At 74.5% G+C, this 25,329-nt stretch carries 31 protein-coding genes; 18 read left to right on the top strand and 13 right to left on the bottom strand.

Annotation, left to right across the window (positions count from 1 at the left end):
• The first annotated feature begins 38 nt into the window (after positions 1–38).
• The gene (locus ACQYWQ_RS02655; RefSeq protein ID WP_431039039.1) at positions 39–953 is read left to right on the top strand and encodes an ROK family protein; all 915 of its coding nucleotides are present in this window, start codon (positions 39–41) and stop codon (positions 951–953) included.
• A gap of 19 nt (positions 954–972) precedes the next feature.
• On the opposite strand, the gene ACQYWQ_RS02650 is transcribed toward ACQYWQ_RS02655, so the two are convergent.
• A complete protein-coding gene (locus tag ACQYWQ_RS02650) occupies positions 973–1,419 on the bottom strand; it encodes a hypothetical protein (protein ID WP_431032253.1) in 447 nt (148 codons plus the stop codon).
• A 116-nt stretch (positions 1,420–1,535) separates the two neighbouring features.
• Between ACQYWQ_RS02650 and ACQYWQ_RS02645 the strand changes: the two genes are divergently transcribed.
• On the top strand, positions 1,536–1,916 hold the full coding sequence (locus ACQYWQ_RS02645) for a VOC family protein (protein WP_431032252.1): 381 nt from the start codon (positions 1,536–1,538) through the stop codon (positions 1,914–1,916).
• Here ACQYWQ_RS02645 and ACQYWQ_RS02640 read toward each other — a convergent pair.
• On the bottom strand, positions 1,910–2,566 hold the full coding sequence (locus ACQYWQ_RS02640) for an HAD family hydrolase (protein ID WP_431032251.1): 657 nt from the start codon (positions 2,564–2,566) through the stop codon (positions 1,910–1,912). The two genes, ACQYWQ_RS02645 and ACQYWQ_RS02640, sit on opposite strands and share 7 nt — an antisense overlap.
• Before the next feature lie 111 nt (positions 2,567–2,677).
• Between ACQYWQ_RS02640 and ACQYWQ_RS02635 the strand changes: the two genes are divergently transcribed.
• Positions 2,678–3,592, top strand: a complete 915-nt coding sequence (locus ACQYWQ_RS02635) for a Gfo/Idh/MocA family protein (protein ID WP_431032250.1) — start codon at positions 2,678–2,680, stop codon at positions 3,590–3,592.
• Positions 3,593–3,827: 235 nt separating this feature from the next.
• On the opposite strand, the gene ACQYWQ_RS02630 is transcribed toward ACQYWQ_RS02635, so the two are convergent.
• Positions 3,828–5,366, bottom strand: a complete 1,539-nt coding sequence (locus ACQYWQ_RS02630; RefSeq protein ID WP_431032249.1) for a DHA2 family efflux MFS transporter permease subunit — start codon at positions 5,364–5,366, stop codon at positions 3,828–3,830.
• 398 nt (positions 5,367–5,764) lie between these two features.
• On the opposite strand from ACQYWQ_RS02630, the gene ACQYWQ_RS02625 reads away from it, so the two are divergent.
• The 3 genes from ACQYWQ_RS02625 to ACQYWQ_RS02615 all read left to right on the top strand — a co-directional run bounded on the left by ACQYWQ_RS02625 (position 5,765) and on the right by ACQYWQ_RS02615 (position 7,353).
• Complete coding sequence (locus tag ACQYWQ_RS02625; RefSeq protein ID WP_431032248.1) at positions 5,765–6,406, top strand: HAD family hydrolase; 642 nt, start codon at positions 5,765–5,767, stop codon at positions 6,404–6,406.
• Between the two features lie 144 nt (positions 6,407–6,550).
• Positions 6,551–7,033 carry a hypothetical protein gene (locus ACQYWQ_RS02620; protein ID WP_431032247.1) on the top strand — a complete coding sequence of 161 codons (483 nt, stop codon included), beginning with the start codon at positions 6,551–6,553 and terminating at the stop codon, positions 7,031–7,033.
• Positions 7,030–7,353 (top strand): transcriptional regulator, encoded by a 324-nt coding sequence (locus ACQYWQ_RS02615; protein ID WP_431032246.1) that lies wholly within the window; start codon positions 7,030–7,032, stop codon positions 7,351–7,353. Before ACQYWQ_RS02620 ends, ACQYWQ_RS02615 begins: the two co-directional genes overlap by 4 nt.
• A 60-nt stretch (positions 7,354–7,413) precedes the next feature.
• Here ACQYWQ_RS02615 and ACQYWQ_RS02610 read toward each other — a convergent pair whose 3' ends face one another.
• From ACQYWQ_RS02610 to ACQYWQ_RS02600, 3 genes are all read right to left on the bottom strand, one after another.
• Complete coding sequence (locus ACQYWQ_RS02610) at positions 7,414–7,596, bottom strand: hypothetical protein (protein ID WP_007829623.1); 183 nt, start codon at positions 7,594–7,596, stop codon at positions 7,414–7,416.
• Positions 7,597–7,824: 228 nt separating this feature from the next.
• Positions 7,825–8,697: an undecaprenyl-diphosphate phosphatase gene (locus tag ACQYWQ_RS02605; protein ID WP_431032245.1), complete on the bottom strand. Its 873-nt coding sequence runs from the start codon at positions 8,695–8,697 to the stop codon at positions 7,825–7,827.
• Between the two features lie 187 nt (positions 8,698–8,884).
• Entirely contained in the window at positions 8,885–9,628 is a 744-nt protein-coding gene (locus tag ACQYWQ_RS02600) for a TVP38/TMEM64 family protein (RefSeq protein ID WP_431032244.1), read from the bottom strand.
• A 233-nt stretch (positions 9,629–9,861) separates the two neighbouring features.
• Here ACQYWQ_RS02600 and ACQYWQ_RS02595 point away from each other — a divergent pair, with 233 nt between their 5' ends.
• A complete protein-coding gene (locus ACQYWQ_RS02595; protein WP_431032243.1) occupies positions 9,862–10,710 on the top strand; it encodes a spermidine synthase in 849 nt (282 codons plus the stop codon).
• On the opposite strand, the gene ACQYWQ_RS02590 is transcribed toward ACQYWQ_RS02595, so the two are convergent.
• Positions 10,711–12,057, bottom strand: a complete 1,347-nt coding sequence (locus ACQYWQ_RS02590) for an MFS transporter (protein ID WP_431032242.1) — start codon at positions 12,055–12,057, stop codon at positions 10,711–10,713. It lies immediately after the preceding gene.
• Between the two features lie 90 nt (positions 12,058–12,147).
• The gene (locus tag ACQYWQ_RS02585; RefSeq protein WP_431032241.1) at positions 12,148–13,317 is read right to left on the bottom strand and encodes a hypothetical protein; all 1,170 of its coding nucleotides are present in this window, start codon (positions 13,315–13,317) and stop codon (positions 12,148–12,150) included.
• Positions 13,318–13,550: 233 nt separating this feature from the next.
• On the opposite strand from ACQYWQ_RS02585, the gene ACQYWQ_RS02580 reads away from it, so the two are divergent.
• The 4 genes from ACQYWQ_RS02580 (at position 13,551) to ACQYWQ_RS02565 (ending at position 16,507) form a co-directional block, all read left to right on the top strand.
• Entirely contained in the window at positions 13,551–14,351 is an 801-nt protein-coding gene (locus ACQYWQ_RS02580) for a DedA family protein (protein ID WP_431032240.1), read from the top strand.
• Positions 14,348–14,872 (top strand): gamma carbonic anhydrase family protein, encoded by a 525-nt coding sequence (locus tag ACQYWQ_RS02575; protein ID WP_431032239.1) that lies wholly within the window; start codon positions 14,348–14,350, stop codon positions 14,870–14,872. The genes ACQYWQ_RS02580 and ACQYWQ_RS02575 overlap by 4 nt, the downstream gene beginning before the upstream one ends.
• 76 nt (positions 14,873–14,948) lie before the next feature.
• Entirely contained in the window at positions 14,949–15,767 is an 819-nt protein-coding gene (locus ACQYWQ_RS02570) for an acyltransferase (RefSeq protein WP_431032238.1), read from the top strand.
• Positions 15,768–15,937: 170 nt separating this feature from the next.
• Positions 15,938–16,507: a YbaK/EbsC family protein gene (locus tag ACQYWQ_RS02565; protein ID WP_431032237.1), complete on the top strand. Its 570-nt coding sequence runs from the start codon at positions 15,938–15,940 to the stop codon at positions 16,505–16,507.
• Here the strand turns inward: ACQYWQ_RS02565 and ACQYWQ_RS02560 are convergent.
• Entirely contained in the window at positions 16,504–16,914 is a 411-nt protein-coding gene (locus ACQYWQ_RS02560; protein ID WP_431032236.1) for a CoA-binding protein, read from the bottom strand. The two genes, ACQYWQ_RS02565 and ACQYWQ_RS02560, sit on opposite strands and share 4 nt — an antisense overlap.
• Positions 16,915–17,000: 86 nt before the next feature.
• Between ACQYWQ_RS02560 and ACQYWQ_RS02555 the strand changes: the two genes are divergently transcribed.
• The gene (locus ACQYWQ_RS02555; RefSeq protein WP_431032235.1) at positions 17,001–17,630 is read left to right on the top strand and encodes a YigZ family protein; all 630 of its coding nucleotides are present in this window, start codon (positions 17,001–17,003) and stop codon (positions 17,628–17,630) included.
• A 43-nt stretch (positions 17,631–17,673) separates the two neighbouring features.
• On the opposite strand, the gene ACQYWQ_RS02550 is transcribed toward ACQYWQ_RS02555, so the two are convergent.
• Both ACQYWQ_RS02550 and ACQYWQ_RS02545 read right to left on the bottom strand, forming a co-directional pair.
• Positions 17,674–18,279, bottom strand: coding sequence for an HD domain-containing protein (locus ACQYWQ_RS02550; RefSeq protein ID WP_431032234.1), 606 nt, complete (start codon positions 18,277–18,279; stop codon positions 17,674–17,676).
• A 65-nt stretch (positions 18,280–18,344) separates the two neighbouring features.
• Complete coding sequence (locus ACQYWQ_RS02545; RefSeq protein ID WP_431032233.1) at positions 18,345–18,905, bottom strand: NAD(P)H-dependent oxidoreductase; 561 nt, start codon at positions 18,903–18,905, stop codon at positions 18,345–18,347.
• A 161-nt stretch (positions 18,906–19,066) separates the two neighbouring features.
• Here ACQYWQ_RS02545 and ACQYWQ_RS02540 point away from each other — a divergent pair, with 161 nt between their 5' ends.
• Complete coding sequence (locus ACQYWQ_RS02540) at positions 19,067–19,696, top strand: TetR/AcrR family transcriptional regulator (protein WP_431032232.1); 630 nt, start codon at positions 19,067–19,069, stop codon at positions 19,694–19,696.
• Between the two features lie 65 nt (positions 19,697–19,761).
• Here the strand turns inward: ACQYWQ_RS02540 and ACQYWQ_RS02535 are convergent, their stop codons facing one another.
• The gene (locus tag ACQYWQ_RS02535; RefSeq protein ID WP_431032231.1) at positions 19,762–20,388 is read right to left on the bottom strand and encodes a DUF305 domain-containing protein; all 627 of its coding nucleotides are present in this window, start codon (positions 20,386–20,388) and stop codon (positions 19,762–19,764) included.
• A 120-nt stretch (positions 20,389–20,508) separates the two neighbouring features.
• Positions 20,509–20,913 carry a DUF6153 family protein gene (locus ACQYWQ_RS02530; RefSeq protein ID WP_431032230.1) on the bottom strand — a complete coding sequence of 135 codons (405 nt, stop codon included), beginning with the start codon at positions 20,911–20,913 and terminating at the stop codon, positions 20,509–20,511.
• A gap of 168 nt (positions 20,914–21,081) precedes the next feature.
• Here ACQYWQ_RS02530 and ACQYWQ_RS02525 point away from each other — a divergent pair, with 168 nt between their 5' ends.
• The 5 genes from ACQYWQ_RS02525 to ACQYWQ_RS02505 all read left to right on the top strand — a co-directional run bounded on the left by ACQYWQ_RS02525 (position 21,082) and on the right by ACQYWQ_RS02505 (position 25,280).
• On the top strand, positions 21,082–21,213 hold the full coding sequence (locus tag ACQYWQ_RS02525) for a hypothetical protein (protein ID WP_431032229.1): 132 nt from the start codon (positions 21,082–21,084) through the stop codon (positions 21,211–21,213).
• Between the two features lie 328 nt (positions 21,214–21,541).
• Positions 21,542–22,582, top strand: coding sequence for an amino acid ABC transporter permease (locus ACQYWQ_RS02520; RefSeq protein ID WP_431032228.1), 1,041 nt, complete (start codon positions 21,542–21,544; stop codon positions 22,580–22,582).
• Positions 22,579–23,394 carry an amino acid ABC transporter ATP-binding protein gene (locus ACQYWQ_RS02515; RefSeq protein ID WP_431032227.1) on the top strand — a complete coding sequence of 272 codons (816 nt, stop codon included), beginning with the start codon at positions 22,579–22,581 and terminating at the stop codon, positions 23,392–23,394. The genes ACQYWQ_RS02520 and ACQYWQ_RS02515 overlap by 4 nt, the downstream gene beginning before the upstream one ends.
• A 90-nt stretch (positions 23,395–23,484) precedes the next feature.
• Positions 23,485–24,507, top strand: coding sequence for a transporter substrate-binding domain-containing protein (locus ACQYWQ_RS02510; protein ID WP_431032226.1), 1,023 nt, complete (start codon positions 23,485–23,487; stop codon positions 24,505–24,507).
• Positions 24,508–24,557: 50 nt separating this feature from the next.
• On the top strand, positions 24,558–25,280 hold the full coding sequence (locus tag ACQYWQ_RS02505; protein ID WP_431032225.1) for a GNAT family N-acetyltransferase: 723 nt from the start codon (positions 24,558–24,560) through the stop codon (positions 25,278–25,280).
• Positions 25,281–25,329: the final 49 nt, after the last annotated feature.

Raw genomic sequence — 25,329 nt, 5'->3', positions numbered from 1 at the left:
CAGGGGCCCGCACGGCCCCCGACGACGCCGCGCGGCCGCTGTTCGCCGGCATCGACATCGGCGGCACCACGACCCAGGTGGTGGTGTGCGCCGAGGACCTGACCGTCCTGGCCAGGGCCGAGGCCGCGACCCCGGCACACGACGGCGGCGCCGCCATGATCGGTGCCGCGCTCGGCGCGCTCGCGCCGCTCCTCGCCCGCACCCCGGGCAGGCTCATCGGCGCCGGAGTCGGTGCGGCAGGGGTCGTGGACCCCGCGACGGGGCGCATCCTCGTCGCGAGCGACTCCTTCAGCGGCTGGGCGGGTTTCGCCGTCACCGAGGCGGTCGAGACGGCACTCGGCGTCCCCGCCTTCCTCGACAACGACGTCAACGCCTTCCTCCTCGGTGAGGTGTCGGCGGGTGCCGTGCGCGGCGAGAGCGATGTCCTCGGGATGACGCTCGGGACCGGCGTCGGCGGCGCGCTGTGGACCGGCGGCGCCCTCTTCCCCGGCCCGCACGGCGCGGCGGGCGAGATCGGGCACATCCCCGGCTTCGGTGACCTGCCGTGCACGTGCGGCGGGCGCGGCCACCTGGAGACGCTCGCCTCGGGCCGCTCCATCGGCGCCCGGTACGCGGACCGCACCGGGCGCCGCCTCACCGCCCGCGAGGTGTACGAGGCCGCCACGTACGGGGACGAGGACGCGCGCGCCGTCTACCACGCCGCCGGGCGGGGCATCGCCCGCGCCGTGGTGATCACGGCGGGCGTCGTCGACCTCACGACCGTCGTCGTGGGCGGCGGCGTCAGCGGGGCCTGGCCGCTCCTGGAGCCGGTCGTCCTGGCGGCCCTCGCCGCCGAGCCGCCGGTGAGCGGGCACCCGGTCCGCCTCGTGCGGGCCGGGCTCGCCTCCGACGCGGTCCCCGTCGGCGCCGCGGCACGCGCCCGCAGGGAACTGACCGCGGTGCCGCTCGGGTAGCACCCGGCCCCCGCCCCGCTCACCCCCCGTACGCGTCCCGGCAGATCCGGGCCTGCGGGCTGTCGGCCGGCCAGCCGCCGTACGTACGGCCCAGGGCGCACACGTCGCCTCCCCCCTGCGCCGCCGGGGGCTTCGCCGCGCGCCGCTCGCCCTGCGGGGCGGGGCGGCGCGGGGGCGGCGGTGGCGGCGCCTGGGGCCGCGGGTGGGCGCGGGGCGGTGCCGGGCGGGGCGGGGGAGGGGCCGGCCGAGGAGGCGCAGGGTCCTCGCGGTGTCCCGCGGAGTGGGCCTCGCGGTCGGTGTCGGCGCTCGGCAGCGGGGTCGTGGAGGCGGTGAGCGCGCCCGGCACGGCCAGGCTCGTCCGCGGCACCGGCTCGGCCGGTTCCTTCGCCGCCTCGCGCACGGTCACACACCCGGACAGCGCCGCGCCCGCGAGGGCGAGCAGTACCCCGGCTGCGGTTCTCGTCATTCGCACCCCGCCACTGTGCGGAGCCGCGCCCCGCCGCACCAAGCCGAGAGGCCCGAAGTCCACCGGACGAGTGGGGTGGTGGCGTCCCGCGCGCTGACGCGAGGCACAGTGGTCGCATGACCGTGCTCGCCACCTTCGCCCGCATGTACGTCGACGACCTCGACACCGCCCTCCCCGTCTTCCGCGCCCTGACGGGCGAGGAACCACGCCTCCGCTTCACCCACCGGGGCATCGAACTCGCCGCCGTCGGCGGCTTCCTGCTCCTCGCGGGAGCGCCCGAGGCCCTCGCCCCCGTCCGCGCCACCCAGGCCACGGTCGTCGTGGACGCGCTCGGCCCGGTGCTCGACGGCGCCGCGCGCGAGGGCGCCGAGATCCTCGCGCAGCCCCGCGACGTGCCCACCGGCCGCAACCTCGTCGTACGGCACCCGGGCGGGGCCGTCATCGAGTACGTGGAGTTCGACGCCGCCACGCGCGCGGCGGCCGGGCTCGCCTACTGACGGAGCCACGCCTCCAGGAGCGGCAGCACCGCGCGCAGATCGGCGCCGTCCACGGCGACGTCCGCCGCCGCGCGCGCCTCGGCCGAGCCGTTGAAGGCGATGCTCAGCCCGGTCGCGGCGAAGAGCGGCAGATCGGAGCGGCTGTCGCCGATCGCGGCGCAGTCCCCGGGCGCGAGGCCGAGCGCCGCGGCCCGCGCGAGGGCGGCCTCGCGCTTGTCGTACTCGTCGAAGTGCCGCGCGACGCGCCCCGTGTACCGCCCGCCGCTGTGCGCGGGGCGCGGTCCGTCGTACGCGTGGAAGCCGAAGCGCTCCGTCAGGTGCGCGCCGACCGGGGTCCACGCGAGCGTCGCGAGCACCGGTACGAGGCCGTGCTCCCGGCACCACGCCAGGGTTTCCGCGATCCCCGCGACGAGCGGCAACTCCCGCAGCAGCCGGGCCACTTCGGCGACCGGGACGCCGGCCCAGCTGCGTACGTCCCGGTCGGCGACCCAGCGGTTGTCCACCTCGCCCCGCGCGCACGCCTCCTCGGCGGCGGCGAGCGCCGCGTGGTGGCCGAGCGAGGCGGCGAGGTGGGCGGCGGAACTCGTACCGGGCACGAGGGTGCCGTCGACGTCGAAGAAGACGGCACCGGTGGGGCGGGTACGCGGCATGGGTGACACCCTGCCACGCCCGGCCGCGCGCCCCGCCCCCCGTCCCCTTAAGCTGCGAGCGCGCCCGGAGGGGCGGGCAGCGGGCCCGCGCGGGCTCGGAGAGGTGGTGCCGTGAAGATCGCGTGCGTGGGGCTCGGGGACATAGCCGAGAAGGCGTACCTGCCGGTGCTCGGGGCCAGGGCGGACACGGAACTGCACCTGTGCACGCGGAACCCGGAGCGCCTCGCGCGGTTCGGCGCCCAGTACCGCGTACCGCCGGAGCGACGGCACGCCGGTCTCGACGGGGTGCTCGCCGCGCGGCCCGACGCGGTGCTCGTGCACGCGGCGACCGAGGCCCATCCGGCGCTCGTGAGCCGGCTCGTGGAGGCCGGGGTGCCCACGTACGTCGACAAGCCGCTCGCGTACGAGCTGAAGCAGGCGCGGCGCCTCGCGGACCTCGCCGAGGGGAGGGGCGTCCCGCTGATGGTCGGCTTCAACCGCCGTTACGCGCCCGGCTACGCCCAGTGCCTGGAGCACCCGCGCGACCTGATCGTGCTCCAGAAGAACCGGCACGGGCTGCCCGAGCGAGCCCGTACCTTCGTGCTCGACGATTTCATCCACGTCGTCGACACGCTCCGCTTCCTCGTCCCCGGCACCCCCGACGAGGTGCGTGTGCACGCCCGCGCGACCGAGGACGGCCTCCTCTCGCACGTCGTGCTCCAGCTCGCGGGGCCCGGCTTCACCGCGCTCGGGATCATGAATCGCGTGAGCGGCTCGACGGAGGAGGTCCTGGAGGTCTCGGGCCAGGACACCAAGCGCGTCGTGCGCGATCTCGCCGAGATCACCGACCACCGCGGCCAGCCGACCGTCCGCCGCCGCGGCGACTGGACCCCGGTGGCCCGTCAGCGCGGCATCGAGCAGTGCGTCGAAGCCTTCCTCGACGCGGTCGCGACCGGCACGCCGCTCAGCGCGCGCGACGCCCTGGAGACCCAGGAGCTGTGCGAGCGTGTCGTCCTGGCGGCGGAGGAGGTGGGGGCGCTGGTCTAGCGCACGGTACGGGGTACGGAGCGGGCGGTAGGGGAAACGGTGCCGCGCGTTTCGCCTACGCCGAAGACCCGGACACCCCGGCGGCTGCTGCCGCAGCGAGGGGTCCGGGCCTTTGCCGCCGGTTGGGCCTCCGTCCCCACGTGGCTTCCGGCGTGGTCCCCGGGCGAGCCCGCTCATGCGCGCCCGGGGAGTTCGTGCCCGTGCCGCCGGGGGAGGTTCCTCCGGCGCGGGGCTGTCACATGTGCACCGTGGGCGCGCCTTCGTCGCTGCCGGTGCTCAGGTCGGGGCGACCGCTGCGGTACATGAGTGCCGCGATGACCGCGCCCGCCGCGAAGAAGCCGGCCGACCACCAGTAAGCGGTCGAGTAGCTCTCCAGCTGGGCCTGGGCGAGGACGCCGGGGCTCGGCCGCTTGCCCACGAGGTAGCTGGTCGCCGCGCTCGCGGCCAGCGTGTTGAGCAGCGCGGTGCCGATGGCGCCGCCGACCTGCTGCATCGTGTTGACGGCTGCCGAGCCGGCACCCGCGTCGTTCGCCGCGATACGGCTCGTCGCGAGGCTCATCGCGGGCGGCATGACGAGGCCGAGGCCGAGGCCCATGAGGATCAGCGGGGGCAGCACGTTCGCCGCGTAGGTGCTGCTCAGGTCGAGACCGGTCATCCAGACGAGACCGCCGGAGGCCATCAGCATGCCGAGCGGGACGATCGGCCGGGGGCCGACGCGGGGCAGCAGCATGTTGGTGGAGAGCTGGGCCGTCACCATCAGGGCGCCGATCATCGGCAGGAAGGCGAGACCGGTCTTGACCGGCGTGAAGCCGAGCGAGGCCTGGAGGTAGTACGTCAGGAAGAGGAAAACGCCGAACATGCCCATGCTGGAGATCGCGACCAGGATGAACGAGGCGCCCCGGTCGCGGTCGGCGAGGACGCGCAGCGGGAGCAGCGGGTGCGCCGTGCGGGTCTGCCACCAGGCGAAGGCGGCGAGCACGACGGCGGCGCCGGAGAGGAAGCCCCACGTCATCGGCGAGGACCAGTCGTGCGTCTCGGCGTTCGAGAAGCCGTAGACGAGGCCGAAGAGACCGGCAGAGGCGAGCACGGTGCCGGGCACGTCGAGCTTCGGGCGCTCCTTGACGGTGCTGCGGCCGAGGAAGATGATGCCGCCGATCAGCGCGAACACCGCGATGATCAGGTTGACGTAGAGGGTCCAGCGCCAGCTGAGGTGCTCGGTGAGCACGCCGCCGAGGAGCAGCCCGATGCCGCCGCCCGCACCCGCGATCGCGCCGTAGATGCCGAAGGCGCGGGCGCGCTCCTTGGCGTCGGTGAAGGTCGTGTTGAGCAGCGCGAGCGCGGCCGGGGCGAGGAGCGCCCCGAAGACGCCCTGGAGGACGCGGCCCGTGACGAGGACCTCGAAGTTCTGCGCGGCGCCCGCGAGCGCGGACGCGCCCGCGAAGCCGACGACACCCGTGAGGAAGACGGTCTTGCGGCCGAGGAGGTCGGCGAGCCTGCCGCCGAGCAGCAGGAGGCTGCCGAAGGACAGGGCGTAGGCCGTCACGACCCACTGCCGGTTGCCGTCGCTGAAGGCGAGCGCCTTCTGCGCGGAGGGCAGGGCGATGTTGACGATGGTCGCGTCCAGAACGACCATCAGCTGGGCGAGGGCGATGACACCCAGCACCCACCAGCGGTGGTTGGAGGACTTCTCGGGTGCGGCGGGCGAAGTTCCGGCACCGGCGGGGGCCGGCGACCGGTCCACCGGCTGACCGAGGGTCTGCGTGGATTCACTCATGGACTGGTGCTCCAGGGCGCGTCGGGAAACGCTGACGGGACGGGGAACTGCGCCGGTGGGGCGGCGCGGGACGGTGGGGCCCGTGAGCGGGCCACCTGGGAAACGAAACCGTTTCGTACGCCACCGTAAGGCTTGCGTCGAGTCGCTTCCAACAGCCTGCCTCGCCACCATTGAGACACGCGTCACCCGCATTGGCGGGGAATATCGGGAATACGCAGCTCATGGGGGGCGGGAGGCCTCCCGGAGCGGCTGCATGGTGAACGAAACCGTTTCGTTTTTTTACCTTCTCTTGGGGGAGCGGTGTGTCGCGGGCGGGCCGCGCACCCGGCCGTGCCGCGTGTCCCCGGCGGGCGGCGCGCCCGGGCCGTGCCTCGCGCGGATGCTCGTACGCTGCGCGGATGAACGAGACGATCGTGTTCGACATCGGCGAGACCCTGGTCAAGGACGACCGGTACTGGGCGGGCTGGGCCGACTGGCTGGGCGTGCCCAGGCACACGGTCTCCGCCCTCGTCGGCGCCGCCGTGGCGGCCGGGGGCGACCACGACGACGCGCTGCGCCTGCTGCGGCCCGGCATCGACGTCGCGGGGGCCCGGCAGGCGCGCGACGTCGTGGGCAGGGGCGAGTACCTCGACGAGAGCGACCTCTACCCCGATGTGCGCCCCGCCCTCGCCGCCCTGCGCGAGCGTGGCCACCGCGTCCTCGTCGTGGGCAACCAGACCGTGCGCGCGGGCCAGCTCCTGCGCGACCTCGATCTGCCCGTGGACCTCCTGGCCACCTCCGAGGAGTGGGGCCTCGCCAAACCGTCGCCCGACTTCTTCGCGCGCGTGCTCAAGGAGGCGGGCACCGAACCCGCGGAGACGGTGTACGTGGGCGACCATCCCGCGCACGACGTCTTCCCCGCCAAGGCCGCCGGGCTCCGCGTCGCCCACCTGCGCCGCGGCCCCTGGGGGCACTGGTGGGCCGAGGACGCGACGGTGCGCGCGGCGGCCGACTGGAGCGTGGACTCGCTGACCCGCCTGGAGGCGGCGCTGCGCGCCTGAGGCGCTCGGCCCGCGCCGTCACGGTTTCCGCACCGCTTGCCCCTCGCAGCGGGACAACTCCCTTACCGCGAAGTACTTTTGCCACGCAAAAGTATGTGCCAATCTGAGGGGACGGGCAGCACACGACGACCAGGGGGAAACGCGGTGTCGAACGGACCGGAGCCGGGGACCACGAAATACGCGGAGCGGACGCTGCACCTCGCCGAGCGGGCGCGGGCGGCGGCGCGGGTGCCGCAGCCGTGGCCGCGCTGGTTCGCGCCCGCGCGCGGCGTGCTCGGCGCGGCGGTCTTCGCCCTCGGCGGCGCCCCCTGGCCCGCGCGCGCGGGCGACCTCGCGGGAGCGCTCCTGTGCGCGCTCGCCGCCGCTTTCGTGGTCGCGCACTACGTCGCGGTACGGCGCTCGCGCGTCCTCGCGTGGCCGGGGGACGGCGGCACCACCTGGCAGCGCCTGACGCCCACCCTCGTGCAGGCGGCGCTCTACGGGGCGGGCTGGCTCCTCGCGCTGCCCTTCGGCAGGACCGCCGGGGCCCTCGCCGCCGGTGTCCTCCTCGGGGCGACGCTGTGGACACAGACCGCCCTGCACGACGCGCGGGCCCGCGCGGCACGGCGTGCGGCGGACGCCGGATGACGACGCCCGACGGGCTCGACCCGCACCTCCAGCACCCGACGCGGCTGACCGTCGCGGCCTTCCTCTCCGGCTGCGCCGAGGCGGAGTTCGGCGCCGTACGGGACTACGCCGGACTCTCCGACGCGAGCGTGAGCCGCATCGCGACCGCGCTCGCCGACGCCGGGTACGTACGGGTGCGCAAGGGCTACGTGGGGCGCAGGCCGCGTACGTGGCTCTCGCTCACCGCGGCGGGCCGCCGGGCGCTCGAAGCGCACCTGGAGGGGCTGCGCGCGATGGCGCGGAGCGCGCGGCGGGCGGGGGCGGCACGCGAGGAGGCGTGAGCGCGGCCGGGGAGGGGTGCGGGACCGGGGAGTGGGGTGGACGGCGGACCGGGCCCCGCCTCAGGCCGCCGGGACGACCTCGCGGCGTACCGCCGCGGCCCACTCGGTGATGAGCCGCTCGTACTCGACGCGCTGCTCCGCCGTGAGGTGGCCGCCCGCGCGCAGCCACAGGCTGCGGATCTCCTCGTTGACGGCGGCGGCGGAACGGGCGGGCTGAGCCGGAGTGAGTGGATTGGCGGACATGTGTCCCAGCCTAGGGGGTGAAGGTGACGGACCGCTGCCTCGTCAGCACCGTTCGTGGCCTCCGAGGGCGGGCGCCCGACCCTCCTGACCTGCTTGATCACCCCTCAAACCCACCCTTGTGGGCGGCTTTTGTGATCTCGGCCTCATTTCGCCGCCCGTGTCCCCGGCTCCCGCCCCGCGCACCCCCGCTGAGCTGCGCCGACGCGCTGCGCGCCACCGGGTGGCCGGTCAGCCGGCCGACTCGCCCGCGTGCGGGCTCAGGGCCCCGCTCTGCACGAGGCCGAAGAGCACGAGGCCGAGGGCGATGCGGTAGATCACGAAGGGGAGGAAGGTCCGGTGCGAGATGTACGACATGAACCACGCGATGACCGCGTACCCCACCGCGAAGGCGATGACCGTCGCGAAGAGCGTCGGGCCCCAGGACACGTGTCCCTCGCCCGCGTCCTTCAGTTCGAAGATGCCCGAGGCGAGCACGGCCGGGATCGCGAGCAGGAAGGAGTACCGGGCGGCGGCGGCGCGCGTGTAGCCCATGAGCAGACCACCGCTGATCGTCGCGCCCGAGCGCGAGACGCCGGGGATCAGCGCGAGCGCCTGGCAGCAGCCGTAGATGAGGCCGTCCCGCACCCCGAGGTCGTCGAGCGTCTTGCGCTGACCGCCCGCGCGGTGCCTGCCGCCGTTCTCGTCGCGCGCCGCCAGGAAGTCGGCGAAGCCGAGGACGAGACCCATGACGACGAGCGTCGTGGCGATGAGCCGCAGATCGCGGAACGGGCCCTCGATCTGGTCCTGGAGCGTGATGCCCAGCACCCCGATCGGGATCGAGCCGACGATGACGAGCCAGCCCATCTTCGCGTCGTGGTCGCTCCTGGCCTCACGGCTCGTCAGGGACCTGAACCACGCGCCGATGATCCGCCCGATGTCTTTGCGGAAGTACAGGATCACCGCGCACTCCGTACCGATCTGGGTGATCGCGGTGAACGCCGCGCCCGGGTCGTGCCAGCCCGCGAAGGCGGCCGCGAGCCGCAGGTGCGCGCTGGAGGAGATCGGGAGGAACTCGGTCAGGCCCTGGACCAGACCGAGAATGAAGGATTCGAACCAAGACATGAACGCGCAGCCGTCCCACAGTCGTTCGGTACGGGACCGGGAGCGGCAGGCCCCGGCCGGAGGTGGTCAACCGCCGCCGCCGTGGGGCCCGGGGAGGGAGAGACGATCATGCGCCGGTCGCGGTGAGCGTAGGGCACGTGAGGGTACGGACAGGTGAACGCGAGCCGAAGCGTGGGCCAATGGGGTGTCAACGCCTGCCGCCCGCCCCGACCAGCTCGCGGGCCTCGTCGTCGCTCCCGCCGTCACCGCGCATCCGGTGCCTGCGCCGCCAGCCGACGAGACCCCCGCCGAGCGCCGTCACGACGACGAAGCCCACGGCCAGGAGGAAGACGGGCGAGCCCGGTGTCGCGGCCCGGCTCCCCGCCACGACGTACGCCGCCGTGTTCGGTACGACCCCGATCGCCGTCGCGAGCAGGAACGGCAGCCACCGGGTGCGGGCCACGGCCGCGCAGTAGTTGACGCCCCAGTAGGGCAGCCCGGGGAAGAGACGCAGCGCCAGGGTCGTGCGGAAGCCGTGCCTGCTGAGCTGGCCGTCGGCCGCGCGCAGCCATCTCGTCCGCAGGAGCGGGCGCAGGGCGTCCTGGCCGAGCATGCGGCCGAGTCCGAAGGCGAGCCCGGCGCCGAGCACCGAACCCGCGACCGCCGCACCGAGCCCGAAGGCGCTCCCGAACAGCGCGCCGGCGAGCAGATTGAGGACCGGGCGCGGCACGAACGCGGCCGTGCAGACGCCGTAGGCCAGGGCGAAGGCGGCCACGGCGGCGCCGCCGGTGAACTGGTGCGAGAGCGTGCCGGTGAGGAGGGCGCGGGGGTCGTGGCTCAGGACGAGCGCGGCGCCGGTGCCGAGAAGGGCGAGGAGGAGGGTGAGCCGCGCCCACGGCGAGAAGAGCAGCCGGACTCCGCGAGCAGGGCGGATTTCGACTTCGTCGAACATTCCCGGAGCGTAACCGAATTGGCGGGAGGTGTGGTCACCCCGGGACGGGGTCCGCCTCGCGGGGCTCCGCCCCGGCCCCGGATTCCCGGGCTCCGCCCCCGGGCCCCGGCCCCGGACCCCGCTCCTCAAGCGCCGGAGGGGCTGGACGCCGCCCCCCTGGCGGGGGCCCGGCGCCGTAAGCGCGGTGGGGCGTGAGGCAGGTCTCCCAGGCGGCGCCCGGCACAATGGTCTTCGTGAGCGCCTCCGAACCCCTCCCCGTCCGCCGTCTCGTCGACCACGGTGTCGCGCGGTTGCTGCCCGATGTCGACCGGGACCGGGCCTGGCTGCTCACCGTGGACGAGGCGCCGCAGTCGTACGTCGACCTCGACGCGCCCACGTACCTTGAGTTCGAGTACACGCGGCGGATGGGGCACGCGCTCGACCTGGCCGCGCCCGAAGGGGCCCCGCTCGACGCCGTGCACCTCGGTGGCGGCGCGCTCACCCTGCCCCGGTACCTCGCCGCCACGAGGCCGGGCTCGCGACAGGACGTCGTCGAGGCCGACCGGGGGCTCGCCGCGCTCGTCGCCGAGGAGTTCCCCGCGGTCCCCGGCGCCGCCGTGCACGTCGAGGACGCGCGCGCCTGGCTGGAGCGGGCGCCGGAGCACAGCGCGGACGTCCTCGTCGCCGACGTCTTCGGCGGGTCCTCCGTGCCCGGACACCTCACGACGACCGGGTACGCGCGCGAGGCCGCCCGCGTGCTGCGCCCCGGCGGCCTCTACCTCGCCAACCTCGCCGACTCCGCGCCCTTCGCCTTCCTCGCCGCCCAGCTCGCGACCCTCGGCACCGCCTTCCCGCACCTCGCGCTCCTCGCCGAGCCCGCCGTGCTGCGCGGGCGCCGCTTCGGGAACCTCGTCGTCCTCGCCTCCACCGCCCCGCTCGTCACCGAGGGGCTCGCCCGCCGTTGCGCCCAGGACGCCTTCCCCGCCCGGCTCGTCGACGACCCCGACGCCATCGGGGCGCTGCGGGGCACGGCGCGCCCCGTCCACGACGGCGGGAGCACCCCTTCTCCGCTCCCGCCCGGCGGCACCTTCCAGGTCGGCTGATCAGGTCCCCGGGCGTTCGTCCCCCAGCGTCGTCACCGTCTCGGGCAGCCCCTCCTCCGGCGTCGGCAGCACCGGCGCGGACGCCTGCCGCGGCGCGCGCCGCAGGTTCCGTACCTCCGGCACGCACAGCACAGCGAGCGTCAGGAGCAGGATCAGGACCGAACAGCCCCACAGCGCCGCCGAGCGCCCCACCGCCGACTCCACGGGACCCGCGATCGCGGTCGCGAGCGGTAGCATCGCGAGCGAGCCGAGCCAGTCGTACGAGGACACGCGCGAGAACTTGTCCTCGGGGATCTCCTGGTGGAGCACCGTCATCCACGAGACCCCGAAGACCTCGACACAGCACCCGCTCAGGAACATCACCACGAAGAGGCCCGCGACCGGCAGCGGCACGGCGAGCGCCGCCGAGGGCAGCGCGAGCGGCAGCACGCACAGCGTGCCCGCGAGCAGCGGCCGCCGGGGCCGCCACCGCATCATGGCGAGCGCCCCGAGCAGGGTGCCCGCGCCGAACCCGGCGAGCGCCGTGCCCCAGGGGCCCGGACCGCCGAGGTGGTCCTTCGCGACGAGCGGCCCGTACACCGCCTCGGCGGCGCCGACGACCGCGTTGACCACGGCGAACTGGAGCACGATCGACCACAGCCACGGGCGCCCGGTCACCTCGCGCCAGCCCTCGCGCAGATCCCGCAGGAGCGAGGACCTGTCGCCCTCGCGTCGCGGGATCTTCTCGACATCGAGCAGCGCGCGAAGGGCGCCCGCGGCGGCGAAGGCCGCCGCGTCGACGGCGAGGACCCAGCCGGGCCCGATGAGCGCGACGAGGCCGCCGCCCAGCGCGGCGCCGCCGATCCCCGCACCGTGCATCGCGACGCGGTAGAAGGCGAAGGCGCGGCTCGCCTGCGGTCCGTGCACGGAGGCGAGGAGCATGCCCTCGGAGGCGGGCGAGAAGAAGGCGGTCCCCGTGCCGCCGAGAGCGGCGAGCAGCATCATCGACCACACCTGGGCGTGCCCGGTGAGCACGAGGACGGCGAACAGCCCCTGCGAGACGCAGTTGAGGCTGTTGGCGGCGACCATCACGTGGTGCCGGGGCAGCCGGTCGGCGAGCGCGCCGCCCACGAGCAGGAAGACGACGAGCGGCAGCGTGCGCGCCGCCGCCACGAGCCCCACGTCCCCGGTGTCCCCGCCCGCGTCGAGCACGGCGAACGCGCTCGCGATGAGCGCGCCCTGGCTCCCGAGGTTGCTGACGACGGCCGCGGCCGTCAGCAGCGTGTAGTTGCGTCCGGCCCACTCGGGCCCGCGACGTGCGGAAGGGGGCGCCCCTGGCGTCGGGGAGATCGGGGGTGTAGTGCTCACGCGGAGACTATCCCCACAGGCGGGACCCCCTGGCAATTCCCTTCGCCCCCGTGCGGGGGGACCGCTCGGTCCCCCCGCACCGCCCGTTCCTCAGTCCATCGGCTTCGGCGGCGTCTTCGTCAGCCTGACCGTGCTCAGGATGCGCTGGATCAGCTCCTCGGGCACCTCGCCCTCGACGCCGCTCGGCCCGCTGAAGTCCCAGCTCACGTAGTCCCCGGCGCCGTTCTTGAAGGCGAAGACGATCGCCTTGCCGTCGCTTGAGCACTTGTTCTTCTTGGGGGCGTTCTCGGACCAGGAGCGCGCCACGCTTCCGGTCAGCCCGGACTTCGTCGTGTACGGCTTCGGCTTCTCCTGCTTCACGCTCTTCTTGTCCGGCTGCGTGTAGCCGCCGAAGATCCACCAGGGCACGCGCGACTCGGCGGCCTGGTCGGTGCTCTGGGCGCCCTGCTCGCCACGCGTGCCGACGAGCCCGAGGGACTTCTCCTGCTTCCCGTCCTCCTTGTCGACATAGCTGCACCAGTCGGACGTGAAGTACGCGGGCCGGTTGACGGTGACACTGCCCTCGCCCATCGGCTCCTTCTTGTCCGGCCACCCGTAGCCGCGACTGGCGTCGGCCATCTCGACCTCCCAGTCGGCCGGGACCTCGAAGACCGCGCCGAACTTCGGGTTCGCGACCACCTGCCAGCCCGGGATCGTCGCCTCCTCGCGGCCGGCGTTGCGCGAGGACGGGCTCGGCTTGGGGCTCGGCTTGTGCGAGGACGCGGTCGGCGAGGGGGACTTCTTGCCGTCGTCGGCGACGGTCTTCCTGTCGTCCCGCTTCCCGACGACGTACGCGGCGGTGCCGCCCGCCGCGGCGATGACAGCGACGGCGCAGACGACGGCGACGATCACGGTCGTGCGCTTGCTGTTCTTCCCGCCCTTGCCGTCACCGGGACCGGCAGGGCCGCCGGTGCCGCCGTAGGGCTGCTGCGGCGGGTACCCGTAGGCGGGCTGCTGCTGGTACGGGCCCGGCTGCTGGTACGGGCCGGGGGTGCCGTAGCCCCCCGGCTGCCCGTACGGGCCGGGCTGAGGCTGCCCGTATCCGCCGCCGGTGCCGGGTTGAGGCTGCCCGTAGCCCCCGCCGGTGCCGGGCTGCGGTTGCCCGTACCCACCGGCGCCCTGCCCTGTCTGTCCCGCCTGCCCCGCGCCTTGCTGCCACGGACCGTCGGGCGGTGTCCGCGGGTTGTGCTCGCCCCCTGGCGGCTGTTCGTCTGGCCACATGATCGAGACCCTAGGCCGCGGCGCGTCGTGCGCGCCACGGGGAGGGCGCGGGCGAGACCGGGTCGTGACACGGGAGCGGGGCACGTCACGGGCTTCCCCGCGGGAACACCGGGGCGGCTTCTCACGTTTGTCTCATCCAGTAGGCTGCCCGCCGAGCGCACCGCGTCGGGCGTGGCGTGAAGTGTCCGCGCGTTCCGCGTAACCCGCGTGAGAAATGTCTGGGAGGCAACACGGTGCACGTCCAGGAGTGGCTGGAGACCGTCCCCGCCATCGCCGTGTACATCGTCGTCGCGGCGGTGATCGGTGTCGAGAGCCTCGGGATTCCGCTGCCCGGTGAGGTCGTGCTCGTCTCTTCCGCCGTGCTCGCCTCGCAGCACGGCCACATCAACCCGTACGTGCTCGGGGCCTGCGCCGTCGCCGGGGCCGTCGTGGGCGACTCGATCGGGTACGCGATCGGGCGCAAGGGCGGGCGGCCCCTCATCGCCAAGCTGGAACAGAAGTTCCCCAAGCACTTCAGCGCCCAGAACGTGGAAGCGGCCGAGAGTTCCTTCCACCGCTGGGGCATGTGGGCCGTCTTCTTCGGCCGCTTCATCGCGCTGCTCCGCATCTTCGCCGGCCCCATCGCGGGTGTCCTGCACATGCCGTACTGGAAGTTCCTCATCGCCAACCTGCTCGGCGGCATCGCCTGGGCGGGCGGGACCACGGCCGTCGTCTACACGCTCGGCAAGGTCGCCGAGGAGTGGCTCAGCCGCTTCTCCTGGCTCGCGCTGCTCGCCGCCCTCCTCATCGGCGCCCTCTCGCTCCTCTTCATGAAGCGCCGCGCGGCCAGGCAGCGGGCGAAGGGCGCGGCGGCGGAGAAGATCCTCGGCGGTGCGGCGGGTACGGAAGGTGCCGGAGCCGGTACGGAGGCCGCGGCCCCCACCGCCGCCGCGCAGCCTGCCACCGCCACCGTCGCTGACCCCGCCGCCGCCGGGCCCGCGTCCGCCGCGGCGGCAGGACCCGAGCCCGAGCAGACCCAGGAGACCCCCGCATGACCGACGCCCTCGTCTCGCCCGTCGGGGGCCGCAGCCCCGAGGTCGATCCCGCCGCCTTCACCGCGCCGACCTCCGTCGTGCTCGGCGCGGTCCGCCTGGAGGCGGAGGCGAGCGTCTGGTACCACACGGTGCTGCGCGGGGACGCGGACAGCATCACGATCGGCCCGGGCAGCAACGTGCAGGACAACTGCACGGTCCACGCCGATCCCGGCTTCCCCGTCCGCGTCGGCAGCGGCGTCTCGGTCGGGCACAACGCCGTCCTGCACGGCTGCGTCGTCGAGGACGACGTCCTCGTCGGCATGGGCGCCACCGTCCTCAACGGCGCGCGCGTCGGCGCGGGTTCCCTCGTCGCCGCGCAGGCGCTCGTCCCGCAGGGCATGGAGGTGCCGCCGGGTTCCCTCGTCGCGGGCGTCCCCGCCAAGGTGCGCCGCGAGCTGACCGCCGAGGAGCGCGAGGGCATCGCGCTCAACGCCGCCGTCTACCGCGACCTCGCCAGGACCCACGCGGCCGAGGTGCGCTGAGCGGAGCGGGCGCGCTGGGTCGAAGATCACAGAACCCGGCCGCGCCGCCGAGGCTACTCGTGAGTACGGTAAGTCCGTGCCGCGCAACCGCAAGCCCCTGCCCCCGCCCGCCCACTGGCCGCGCGCCCTCGCGCACCGTGCCGCGCAGAGCGGCTGGCGCCTGCTGCGCGAGGCGGGCGCCGTCACCGCGCACGCGCACGGGCGGCTGCGCTTCGGGGCGATCGGCGAGGGCACCCGGCTCGCCTTCCCGCAGGGCACGATCTTCAACGAGCGCTGGATACGCCTCGGCGCGCACTGCATCATCGCCGAGCAGGTGACCCTCACCGCAGGGATGCTGCCGCTCGGCCCCGGCGAGACGCTCGGCCCCGACCCCGTCCTGTGCCTCGGCAACGGCGTCGTCCTGGGCAGGGGCAGTCACGTCGTGGCCGACGCGCCCGTCACCATCGGCGACGAGGCCTTCTTCGGCCCGTACGTCTACGTCACGTCGACCAACCACAGCTACGACGACCCGCACCAGCCGGTCGGCAAGCAGTGGCCGCGCCGCGCCCCGGTCACGATCGGCGCGGGCTCCTGGATCGGCACGGGCGCGGTGATCCTCCCCGGCGCGCACCTCGGCCGCAACGTCGTGGTCGCCGCGGGCTCCGTCGTCCGCGGCACGGTCCCCGACCACGCGGTCGTCGCGGGGGCGCCCGCGCGCGTCGTACGCCGCTGGGACGAGGCCACGGGCTGGCAGCCGCCGCTGCGCACGCCCGCGCCCGTCCCCCTGCCGCGCGAGGCGAGCGCGGCCCGGCTCGCGGCACTCGCCTCGCTCGACGCCGAGCAGCTCGCGGGCCTCGAACGCCTCGCCGAGCGGGAGCGCGCGCGAGGGCGCGAGCGGGAGCGGCGGCGGGACTGAGGGCCACGCGGTCGCGGGGACGCGCCACACCGCGGTGTCCCGGCGGTCGCGTTCCCGCGGCCCGCGGCGACGGGACCGTCCGGACCGGGACTCCCGCACCCCCGCGCACGTACCACGACGAGAGCGTCCGTGATCCCGTACGAGAAGCAGCGACTGCTACCGTGCCGCCCATGCGCGCACCTCTGGGGAACTTCACCGACGTCCGTACCGCTCCCGAGGCCCTCGACGTCCTCGTCGAGCCCGTCGCCCGCGCGATCCGCCACTGGGCGGGCCCGGTCCCCGCCGAGGAGGTGTACTGGGTGGACACCGACCCGCGGTGGGCGGACACCGCCGCCTTCGTCGAGCGCTACGGGCGCGAACTCCTGGAGAACTCGGCGAACTGCCTCGTCGTCACCGGGCGCAGGGGCGAGGCCCGTTCGCACGCCGCCTGCGTCGTCCTCTCGCACACCCGCGTGGACATCAACGGCGTCGTGCGCAAGCAGCTCAACGCCCGCAAAGCCTCCTTCGCGCCGATGGACTTCGCGACGGGCGAGACCGGCATGGAGTACGGCGGTGTCACCCCTGTCGGCCTCCCCGTCGGCTGGTCGCTCCTGATCGACGCCGCGGTCGCCGACCTCCCGTACGTCCTCGTCGGCAGCGGCCGCCGCCGCGGCAAACTCCTCCTGCCCGGCAAGGCGTTCGCGCAGCTGCCGGGCGCGGTGGTCGTGGAGGGCCTGGGCATCGAGGTGCCGGGCGCCTAGGCACCGAGCCGCGGGATCTCGATGGCGGGGCAGCGGTCCATCACCATGCCGAGGCCCGCTTGCCTGGTACGCGCGTAGGCCGCCTCGTCGATCACGCCGAGCTGGAACCACACCGCCTTCGCGCCCTTCGCGACCGCCGCGTCGGCCACCGCGCCCGCCTGCTCGCTGTTGACGAAGACGTCGACCACGTCCACGGGGAAGGGGATGTCCTCCAGGCTCGCGTATCCCCGCTCGCCGTGGACGGTCTCCGCCTTGGGGTGGACGGGAACGATCCGTTTGCCGAACTGCTGAAGGACCCGGGCCACGCCGTACGCGGCGCGCGCGGTGTTGTTCGAGAGCCCGACCACGGCCCATGTGTCACCGGTCCCCGTGAGGATGTCCCGCACCGTCTCGTCGTCGCCGTACATCCGGCACCTCCTGCTCGCTCGCGTCCGTGTGAGCGGGAACACCGACCCGCCGCGAGCGATTCCCGCAGGCCGCATACGCTGGGGCAATGCCTCAGGACGAGTACCTCACCCTGGCCCGGGAGGGCAGCCACGAGACCGAGATCAACCGGTCGCGTTTCCTGTGCACCCTCGCCCCGGTGGCCGACGAGGCCGAGGCGCAGGCGTTCCTCGCGCGGGTGCGCGCCGCGCACGCGGACGCGACGCACAACTGCTGGGCGTACGTGCTCGGGGCCGACGCCTCGGTGCAGAAGGCGAGCGACGACGGGGAGCCGGGCGGGACGGCGGGCGTGCCCATGCTCCAGATGCTCACGCGCCGTGAACTGCGCTACGTCGCGGCCGTCGTCACGCGCTACTACGGCGGGGTCAAGCTCGGCGCGGGCGGCCTCATCCGCGCGTACGGCGGTGTCGTGGGCGAGACACTCGACCGCCTCGGCACCGTCACCCGCCGCCGCTACCGCCTCGTGACCGTCACGGTCGACCACCAGCGCGCCGGGAAGATCGAGAACGACCTGCGCTCGACGGGCCGTTCGGTGCGCGGCGTGCGGTACGGGGAGCGGGTCAGCATCGACCTCGGCATCCCCGGCACGGAACTCGACGCCTTCCGCGCCTGGCTCGCCGACGCGACGGCGGGCACGGCCGAGCTGACGCTCGGCGGGGAGGCGTACGGGGAGGTGTGAGCCGGGGGGCGGTCCCTCCCTGTCCGCCTCGCGCCCGCCGTCCTCAGTCCCGTACCGGGTCCCCGAACTCCGCCGCCAGCGCCGCCACGTCCGGCTCGCCGAACCGGGCGCGCAGCGAGGCGAACTCCTCGTCCTTGCCGGGCCCGAAGCGGGAGACGAGACGGGCGTAGCCCTCGGCCGTGTGGAAGCGGCCGCCGCGCGATTTGGAGTGGAACTTGTCCGCGTACATCACGAGGCGTTCCTCGTCGGTGCGGGCCACGTAGTCGCCGGGCGGCAGGGGGAGGTGCTGGGTCTCGATGTCGGCGCGGGTGAGGCCGACCCCGGTGTGGCAGGAGCAGAAGCGGCACAGCCCCTCGGGCCAGCCCTCGGCGGCGAGGAGCCGGTGGCCGAGGATGCCGTGGCGGATGTAGTGGCCCTGGCCCAGCTCGCCCGTCTCGGCGTCCTCGTCCAGGCGGTACACACCGATGTCGTGGAGCAGGCAGCCCGCCCGGACGAGGTCCGCGTCCACGGAGACGCCCGAGGCGGCGATGAGCCCCTCGGCGATCCGCCACACGATCCCGCAGTGCCGGTGCACGCTCGCGTACGCGTCGGCGGTGGGGGCGTGGCGCTTGTGCAGGTCTTCGATCTGTTCCGGGGTGGGGAGACGCATGCAGCGAGGGTAGTCGCGCGGCCGGGGCGCCGGGGCTCGGCCCCGGCGCCCCGGACCGCGAGGCGTCAGGCCGCGGCCGGGGTGGCCTTCTCGGCGACCGAGGCGAGGGTCTTGACGAGCCCGTCGACGACCTCGGTGTCGTCGGCCGGGTGCAGCTCGGCGAAGCGGGTCACGGAGCCGGGGATGGACAGCTTGACGTCCTCCAGGACCACGCCACCGGCGATCCCGGCGGCCTTGCGGGCGTCGTCCTGGGCCCACACGCCGCCGTACTGGCCGAAGGCGGTGCCGACGACGGCGACGGGCTTGCCGCTGAGGGCGCCGGCGCCGTAGGGGCGGGACAGCCAGTCGATGGAGTTCTTCAGGACGGCGGGCATGGTGCCGTTGTACTCGGGCGAGAAGAGCAGGAAGGCGTCGGCGGAAGCGGCGGCCTCGCGCAGCTTCGTGGCGGCGGCCGGGACCTGGCCCTCCACGTCGATGTCCTCGTTGTAGAACGGGACATCGGCGAGACCGTCGAAGACGATGACCTCGACGCCCTCGGGGGCGTGCCGCACGGCCGCCTCGGCGAGCTGACGGTTGTGGGAGCCGGCGCGGAGGCTGCCGACGAGGGCGAGGATGCGGACGGACATGGGGAACTCCTGAGAAGGGAGGTGGTACGTGGCATGACCACGGATGTGTGACACTTCCCCTCGCGGGAGGGGTCGCGGCTAAGCGGACCGTGGTCCGTTGAAAGTTGTAACACTTATCCGGACTGGGGTCCACTTCAGGGGAAAAGCGTTACCGTGAGTTCATGACGCGCAACATTCGGCCCCCCGAGGAGAGCGGGAACGGGCTGCCGGTGCTCGCCCCCGCCCCCGGGCTGCGCGCCGATGCCGTACGCAACAAGGGGCTGCTCCTCGACGCCGCGTCGGCCCTCATGGACACGTGCGGCGCCGAACGCCTGACGATGGACGCGGTCGCCGCGGCCGCCGGGGTCGGCAAGGGCACGGTCTTCCGCCGCTTCGGCAGCCGCGCCGGTCTCTTCGCCGCCCTCCTCGACCACCGCGAGTCCCGCCTCCAGGCCGCCTTCCTCAGTGGCCCGCCGCCGCTCGGTCCCGACGCCCCGCCGCGCGAGCGGCTGCTCGCCTTCGGGCCCGCCCTCATCGCACACGACCGCTCGTTCTACGACGTCGTGCGCGCCACCCGCGACGACCCCGAGCGCGCCTACACGATCCCGGCCGTACGCCTGCGCGAGGCCCACCTCGCGATGCTGCTGCGCGAGGCGGGCGGCGCGGGGGACACGCTCCTCCAGGCCCACACGCTGCTCGCCTCGATCGACGCGGTGCTCGTGCACCACCTGATGACCGAACGCGGCGTGAGCGGGGAGCGGATCGAGGCGGGATGGCGGGACCTCGTGGAGCGCTTGCTCGACGCGGGCTGAGCCCGGACCGCGGGGCCGCCGCGCCCGGCCCCCCCCCGGGGCGGGGAACGCGGCGGCCCCCGGCCTCAGTCCCGCCCGGCGCTCAGCTTCCGCATCGTCGCGATCTCCGCGGTCTGCGTCCTCACGATCCGCCGTGCGAGCGCCTTCGCCGGACCGTGGACGCCCTCCTCGCGCTCGGTCCCCGCCATCGTCACCGCGCCCTCGTGGTGGCGGATCATCAGCCGCAGGAACGCCGCGTCGAAGGCGGCGCCCCGGGCTTTCGCCAGGCCCTTCATGTCCGCCTCGCTCATCATTCCCGCCATGACGTGCTCCCCGGAGTGGTGCATCGCGCCGGGCACCTGCTCGCCCCACGAGGTGAGCCACCCTTCGAGCGTCGTGATCTCCGGCCCCTGCGCCTTCGCGATCTCCGCGGCGAGGTTCCGCACGGCCGGGGACGCGGCCCGCCCGTCGGCGAGGTCCGTCATCTCCAGGGCCTGGCGGTGGTGCGGGATCATCTCGCGCGCGAAGGCGGAATCCGCGGCGTTGTGGGCGGCCGGGCTCGCGCTCGGTCCCCCGCCGTGCGGGTGCGGGTCCGCGTGCGGGGTGTCCTTCGCCCCGCAGGCCGTGAGGGCGAGGGCCGCCGTCGCGGCGAGCGCGAGAGCGGTGCGGCGGCGGGCGGTGAGACGGCGGGCGGTGTGCCGAGTGGGGTGCATGGTGGTACGACTCCTCCCCGCACGCCGGGCGCGGCCCGTGGCGTGCGGTGTCCGTGGTTCCTGCGGGTACGGGCACGGGCGCCGCGGGCCGCCGGTGGCGTGCCGCGGCGTGCGTCGGGCCTATATCCGCAGGAGCTGGAGCCTGGAGAGTTCCGGCGGCGCCCGGCAGGCGTCCTCGCCGGTCACGGTCCCCGCCGCGCCGCACGGGCGCGGCGCCGCGAGGAGCGGCGCGCTCCCCGGCACGGGCGGCGCGTACGTGCCCGCCGTACCGGCCGCCGCGCACGTGCCGTCGGCGTGGGCGAGGTGCCCGCGCGAGTCCTCGGGGCAGGCGGCGGGGGAGCGGTGCGGTCCGTGGGCGAGGAGGGGGTGTGCCGCCGTCGCCGGGTGGTGCGTTCGCGCGGCCGTGGCCCGCGGCTCCGGGGCACCTGCGAGGCCGTGCATCGCGAGGAGCCCGAGCAGCACCGCGAGCAGCAGCACCGGGGGACCGTGGGGCGCGGGGCGCGGGCGGCGGGACACGCGCGCCATCGTACGGGCCGGGCCGCCGCCCGCGCGGAAGGCGCGGCGACCCCCGCGAACCACCCGTCCGCGGCGCCGAGTTGTCCACGATGCGGGGCGCCGTTGACAGCTTCGCGCCGGGCTGCCTACCTTACGCCGCAGACGGGAACGACGAACGAGGGAAGAAGGTGGTCGGCGATGCGGGCTCAGTCCGCAGTCTCCCGGCACCGCGGCCGCCTCGCGCCCTTCCTCAACCGGCCCGTCGACCTGCTGCGCGTCAACAGCGCCCTGTGTCCGTGTTTCCCGCGCCCCGCGCGCGTCACCCGCTGAGCCCGAGCCCGCGCGCCTGACCCGGCAGGCGGACCGCGGCCCGGCCGCGCTCGGCCGCACCGGCCGCGCTCCGGTCGGCACACCGCCACGGGAGCGGCCGGCCGCAAGGCCGCTCCGCCCCGTACCGCCCGAGGCGCTCCCGCACCCCCTCAGCACCCCGCACCCCCTCAGCACCCCGCACCACCTCGCCCAGCCCGCCCCCGCGCGCCCCGCGGGCGGTCGTCGCCGGGCCCCGCCCCCTTCTCCGCACCCGGCCCCGCGCCGGTGGCGCTCCCTTCGTACGCGTCCGCCCACCGGCGTGCGCCGCTGCCCTCCGCAGGAGCCCCCTATGAGCGAACCGCCAGGGTCCGCCGTCACCCCGGTCCGCCCACCCCAGCCCGTACCCGAGCCGCGTGACGAGGCGCACGCGAAGGACCAAGTGCCCCCGGAGGAAGGCGAGCCGGCCCCCACCGGGCCGCCCGTCTCCGAGCGTGTCCTCCCGCTGCGCCACCCCTGGCGCTGGCTCGCGACGGCCGTCGTCCTCGTGCTCGCCGCGCAGGTGGTGCACGGGCTCGTCACGAACCCCTTCTACCAGTGGGACCGCTTCGCCTACTGGTTCCTGCGGCCGACGATTCTCGACGGGCTCCTCATCACGCTGGAGGTGACCGCGCTCTCCGCCGTGCTCGGCCTGCTCGGCGGAGTGGTGCTCGCGCTCGGCAGGCTCTCGCGCAGCCCGGTCCTGCGGGCGGTGAGCTGGACGTACATCTGGCTCCTGCGCTCGACGCCGCTCATCGTGCTGCTGCTCTTCCTCTACAACTTCAGCGCGCTCTACCAGACCCTGAGCCTCGGCGTCCCCTTCGGCCCCGCCTTCTTCACCTTCGACGAGAGCCGCCTGGCGACCGACATGGCGATCGCCGTCCTCGGCCTGAGTCTCAACGAGGCCGCCTACGCCGCCGAAGTGGTACGCGCGGGACTGCTCTCCGTCGACCAGGGCCAGCACGAGGCGGCCGCGGCCCTCGGCCTGCCCCGCCGCTTCCAGTTCCTGCGCATCGTCCTCCCGCAGGCCCTGCGCGCCATCGTGCCCGGCTACGTCAACCAGCTCATCGGCCTCGTCAAGAGCACGTCCCTGGTCTTCTACGTCTCGCTGCTCGACCTCTTCGGCTCGGTGCAGAGCCTCGGCTCCACCTACCCGGGCGACATCGTGCCGCTCCTGCTCGTCGCGACCGTCTGGTACGTGCTCCTGACGAGCCTCGTCTCGATCGCGCAGTTCTACGTGGAACGCCGCTCCTCGCGCGGCGCCCTGCGCACCCTGCCGCCGACCCCGCTCCAGAAACTGCGCGCGTCCGCCCGCGAGCTGCGCGCCCGGGTCCGTAAGGAGGCCGCACTGTGAGCACCACCACGACGACGCCCGCCGAGAGCACGACCACACCGGCGGCACAGGCACCGCCCGCCGTCGAGATCCACGAGGTGCAGAAGTGGTACGGGGCGCAGCAGGTGCTCAAAGGGGTGAGCCTGACCGTGCGCCGCGGCGAGGTGACCGTCATCCTCGGCCCCTCGGGCTCGGGCAAGTCGACGCTCCTGCGTGTCGTCAACCACCTGGAGAAGCCCGAGGCCGGGCACGTCCGGCTCGCGGGTGAACTCATCGGCGTCCGCAGGCACAAGGGGCGGCTCAAGGAGCTGAGTGAGCGCGCGATCCTCGCCCAGCGCGGCCGGATCGGTTTCGTCTTCCAGAACTTCAACCTCTTCCCGCACCTCACGGTGCTCGACAACGTCGCCGCCGCGCCCGTCGCCACCGGGCGGCTCGGCAAGGACGAGGCGAAGGACCTCGCCCGCGACCTGCTCGCCAGGGTCGGGCTCGCCCAGCGCGCCGGCGCCTACCCGCGGCAGCTCTCCGGCGGCCAGCAGCAGCGCGTCGCCATCGCCCGGGCCCTCGCCCTCCGCCCCGAAGTGGTGCTCTTCGACGAGCCCACGTCGGCGCTCGACCCCGAACTCGTCGGCGAGGTACTCGCCGTCATCCGCGACCTCGCCACGAGCGGCACGACACTCGTCGTCGTCACGCACGAGATCGGCTTCGCCCGCGAGGTCGCCGACCACGTCGTCTTCCTCGACGAGGGCCGCGTCGTCGAACAGGGCCCGCCCGCGCAGGTCCTGGACCACCCCTCCCACCCCCGCACCCAGGACTTCCTCCGCAAAGTGCTGTGACGCGAGGGCGCCGCGTCCCGTGCCGCGGGGCGCCCCCGCCGTCCGTCCGCTCCCGTACCCGCCACCCTCACCGACAAGGACCCCGCCGTCATGCCCACGCCCCGCAGCCGCCACCGCCGCACCACCTTGCTGGCCGCCCTCGCCCTCGTCCCGCTCGCCGCGAGCCTCACCGCCTGCGGCGACGACGCGGAGCCCGCGGCCGCCGTCGCCGGGGCCGCGCCGGGCGAGGTGGGCATCGGCGCGCTCTCCAACGGCGCGGCGAAGCCCGCGGCGCTCAAGGTCCCCACCGTCGCCTCGCTGCGCGCCCAGCTGCCGAAGAAGATCAGGGACAAGGGCGAACTCGTCATCGGCGTGGGCGCCCTGCCCGCCGGCTCGCCGCCGCTCAACTTCATCGGCAGCGACCAGAAGACCCTCACGGGCTCCGAGGCCGACCTCGGCCGCCTCGTCGCCGCGACCCTCGGCCTCAAGCCCGTGGTCCGCAACTCGACGTGGGAGAACATGTTCCTCGGAGTCGACAGCGGCAAGGTCGACGTCGCCTTCTCCAACGTCACCGACACCGAGGAGCGCAAGCGCAAGTACGAGTTCGCCTCCTACCGGCAGGACAACCTCGCCTTCGAGACGAACAAGTCCGACGACTGGAGCTTCACCGGCGACTACAAGGTGCTCGCGGGCAAGACCGTCGCCGTCAGCTCGGGGACCAACCAGGAACGCATCCTGCTCGACTGGCAGAAGCAGCTCGAGGACGAGGGCAAGAAGCTCACCGTCAAGCACTACCCGGACAACAACGGCACCTACCTCGCGCTCAGCGGCAAGAAGATCGACGCCTACTTCGGCCCCAACCCCGCCATCGCCTACCACGTCCGCACCACCGAGGGCACCCCGCGCGCCACGCGCAGCGCGGGGACGTACTCGGGAGCGGGCGCCGAGCTCCAGGGCCTCATCGCCGCGACGGCGAAGAAGGACAGCGGTCTCGCGAAGCCGCTCGCCGGGGCGATCAACCACCTCATCGACGGTGGCCAGTACGCGAAGTGGCTCGCCGCCTGGAACCTCTCCGACGAGGCCGTCCGGCGCAGCGAGATCAACCCGCCCGGTCTGCCGCTGAGCACCTCCTGATTCCCTGAACCCGTACAGAACACCCCACACCTCAGGAGCAGAACCGCGTCATGGCCACCAGCGTCCAGCCGGCCCCCTCGCCCGTCCCCGCGAGCCCACACCTCCTCGACAACCCCGCCTGGGCCTCCCTCACCGGGCCCCACGCCGTCTTCGCCGAGCGCCTCGGCGGCGCGGCACGCTACCCGGGCGACGTCGCCGCCTTCACCGCGCTCGCCGACCCCGAGGACCCCGCGGCCTGGGCGGACCTCGCGAAACTCCTCGGCCCCGGCACGGTCGCCCTCGTCAACGGCGCGCCCGGGGCGCCCGAGGACTGGGAGGTCCTGGAGCGCGGCCAGGGCGTCCAGCTCGTCGCCACCTCGCTGCGCTCCGAGCCCGCCCCCGAGGCGGTCCGGCTCGGCACGGAGCACACCGAGGAGGTGCTCGACCTCGTCTCGCGCACCAAGCCCGGCCCCTTCAAGGAGCGCACCGTGACGCTCGGCACCTACCTCGGCATCCGCGAGGGCGGCCGCCTGGTCGCCCTCGCAGGCGAGCGGCTGCACCCGCCGGGGTGGACCGAGATCAGCGCCGTGTGCACCGACCCCGACTTCCGCGGGAAGGGCCTCGCCACGCGGCTCGTACGGGCCGTCGCGCACGGCATCAGGGAACGCGGCGAGACGCCGTTCCTGCACGCGGCCGCGAGCAACACGAACGCCATCCGGCTGTACGAGTCGATCGGCTTCACGCTGCGCAGGCGCACGACGTTCCTCGCGGTCCGCACGCCCGAGGCGCACTGAGCGGGCGGGGGCGGCCTGACCGGCCGCCCCCGGGGGCGCCCCTCGCGGG

This window comes from Streptomyces sp. P6-2-1 (assembly GCF_050613165.1).
Lineage (GTDB): Bacteria > Actinomycetota > Actinomycetes > Streptomycetales > Streptomycetaceae > Streptomyces.
Note: the sequence above shows the minus strand (reverse complement) of the source record. Positions and strands in the feature narration are given on the sequence as shown.

What these genes read in the sequence shown, in the direction of transcription:
- ACQYWQ_RS02565 (WP_431032237.1), top strand. Translation starts at nt 15,938, where the DNA reads ATGCGCGCACCTCTGGGGAACTTCACCGACGTCCGTACCGCTCCCGAG.
- ACQYWQ_RS02525 (WP_431032229.1), top strand. Translation starts at nt 21,082, where the DNA reads ATGCGGGCTCAGTCCGCAGTCTCCCGGCACCGCGGCCGCCTCGCGCCC.
- ACQYWQ_RS02585 (WP_431032241.1), bottom strand. Translation starts at nt 13,317, where the DNA reads ATGTGGCCAGACGAACAGCCGCCAGGGGGCGAGCACAACCCGCGGACA.
- ACQYWQ_RS02600 (WP_431032244.1), bottom strand. Translation starts at nt 9,628, where the DNA reads ATGTTCGACGAAGTCGAAATCCGCCCTGCTCGCGGAGTCCGGCTGCTC.
- ACQYWQ_RS02550 (WP_431032234.1), bottom strand. Translation starts at nt 18,279, where the DNA reads ATGCGTCTCCCCACCCCGGAACAGATCGAAGACCTGCACAAGCGCCAC.
- ACQYWQ_RS02520 (WP_431032228.1), top strand. Translation starts at nt 21,542, where the DNA reads ATGAGCGAACCGCCAGGGTCCGCCGTCACCCCGGTCCGCCCACCCCAG.
- ACQYWQ_RS02605 (WP_431032245.1), bottom strand. Translation starts at nt 8,697, where the DNA reads ATGTCTTGGTTCGAATCCTTCATTCTCGGTCTGGTCCAGGGCCTGACC.
- ACQYWQ_RS02555 (WP_431032235.1), top strand. Translation starts at nt 17,001, where the DNA reads ATGCCTCAGGACGAGTACCTCACCCTGGCCCGGGAGGGCAGCCACGAG.
- ACQYWQ_RS02630 (WP_431032249.1), bottom strand. Translation starts at nt 5,366, where the DNA reads ATGAGTGAATCCACGCAGACCCTCGGTCAGCCGGTGGACCGGTCGCCG.
- ACQYWQ_RS02575 (WP_431032239.1), top strand. Translation starts at nt 14,348, where the DNA reads ATGACCGACGCCCTCGTCTCGCCCGTCGGGGGCCGCAGCCCCGAGGTC.
- ACQYWQ_RS02535 (WP_431032231.1), bottom strand. Translation starts at nt 20,388, where the DNA reads ATGCACCCCACTCGGCACACCGCCCGCCGTCTCACCGCCCGCCGCCGC.
- ACQYWQ_RS02645 (WP_431032252.1), top strand. Translation starts at nt 1,536, where the DNA reads ATGACCGTGCTCGCCACCTTCGCCCGCATGTACGTCGACGACCTCGAC.
- ACQYWQ_RS02615 (WP_431032246.1), top strand. Translation starts at nt 7,030, where the DNA reads ATGACGACGCCCGACGGGCTCGACCCGCACCTCCAGCACCCGACGCGG.
- ACQYWQ_RS02625 (WP_431032248.1), top strand. Translation starts at nt 5,765, where the DNA reads ATGAACGAGACGATCGTGTTCGACATCGGCGAGACCCTGGTCAAGGAC.
- ACQYWQ_RS02540 (WP_431032232.1), top strand. Translation starts at nt 19,067, where the DNA reads ATGACGCGCAACATTCGGCCCCCCGAGGAGAGCGGGAACGGGCTGCCG.
- ACQYWQ_RS02510 (WP_431032226.1), top strand. Translation starts at nt 23,485, where the DNA reads ATGCCCACGCCCCGCAGCCGCCACCGCCGCACCACCTTGCTGGCCGCC.
- ACQYWQ_RS02505 (WP_431032225.1), top strand. Translation starts at nt 24,558, where the DNA reads ATGGCCACCAGCGTCCAGCCGGCCCCCTCGCCCGTCCCCGCGAGCCCA.
- ACQYWQ_RS02640 (WP_431032251.1), bottom strand. Translation starts at nt 2,566, where the DNA reads ATGCCGCGTACCCGCCCCACCGGTGCCGTCTTCTTCGACGTCGACGGC.
- ACQYWQ_RS02530 (WP_431032230.1), bottom strand. Translation starts at nt 20,913, where the DNA reads ATGGCGCGCGTGTCCCGCCGCCCGCGCCCCGCGCCCCACGGTCCCCCG.
- ACQYWQ_RS02545 (WP_431032233.1), bottom strand. Translation starts at nt 18,905, where the DNA reads ATGTCCGTCCGCATCCTCGCCCTCGTCGGCAGCCTCCGCGCCGGCTCC.
- ACQYWQ_RS02560 (WP_431032236.1), bottom strand. Translation starts at nt 16,914, where the DNA reads ATGTACGGCGACGACGAGACGGTGCGGGACATCCTCACGGGGACCGGT.
- ACQYWQ_RS02610 (WP_007829623.1), bottom strand. Translation starts at nt 7,596, where the DNA reads ATGTCCGCCAATCCACTCACTCCGGCTCAGCCCGCCCGTTCCGCCGCC.
- ACQYWQ_RS02650 (WP_431032253.1), bottom strand. Translation starts at nt 1,419, where the DNA reads ATGACGAGAACCGCAGCCGGGGTACTGCTCGCCCTCGCGGGCGCGGCG.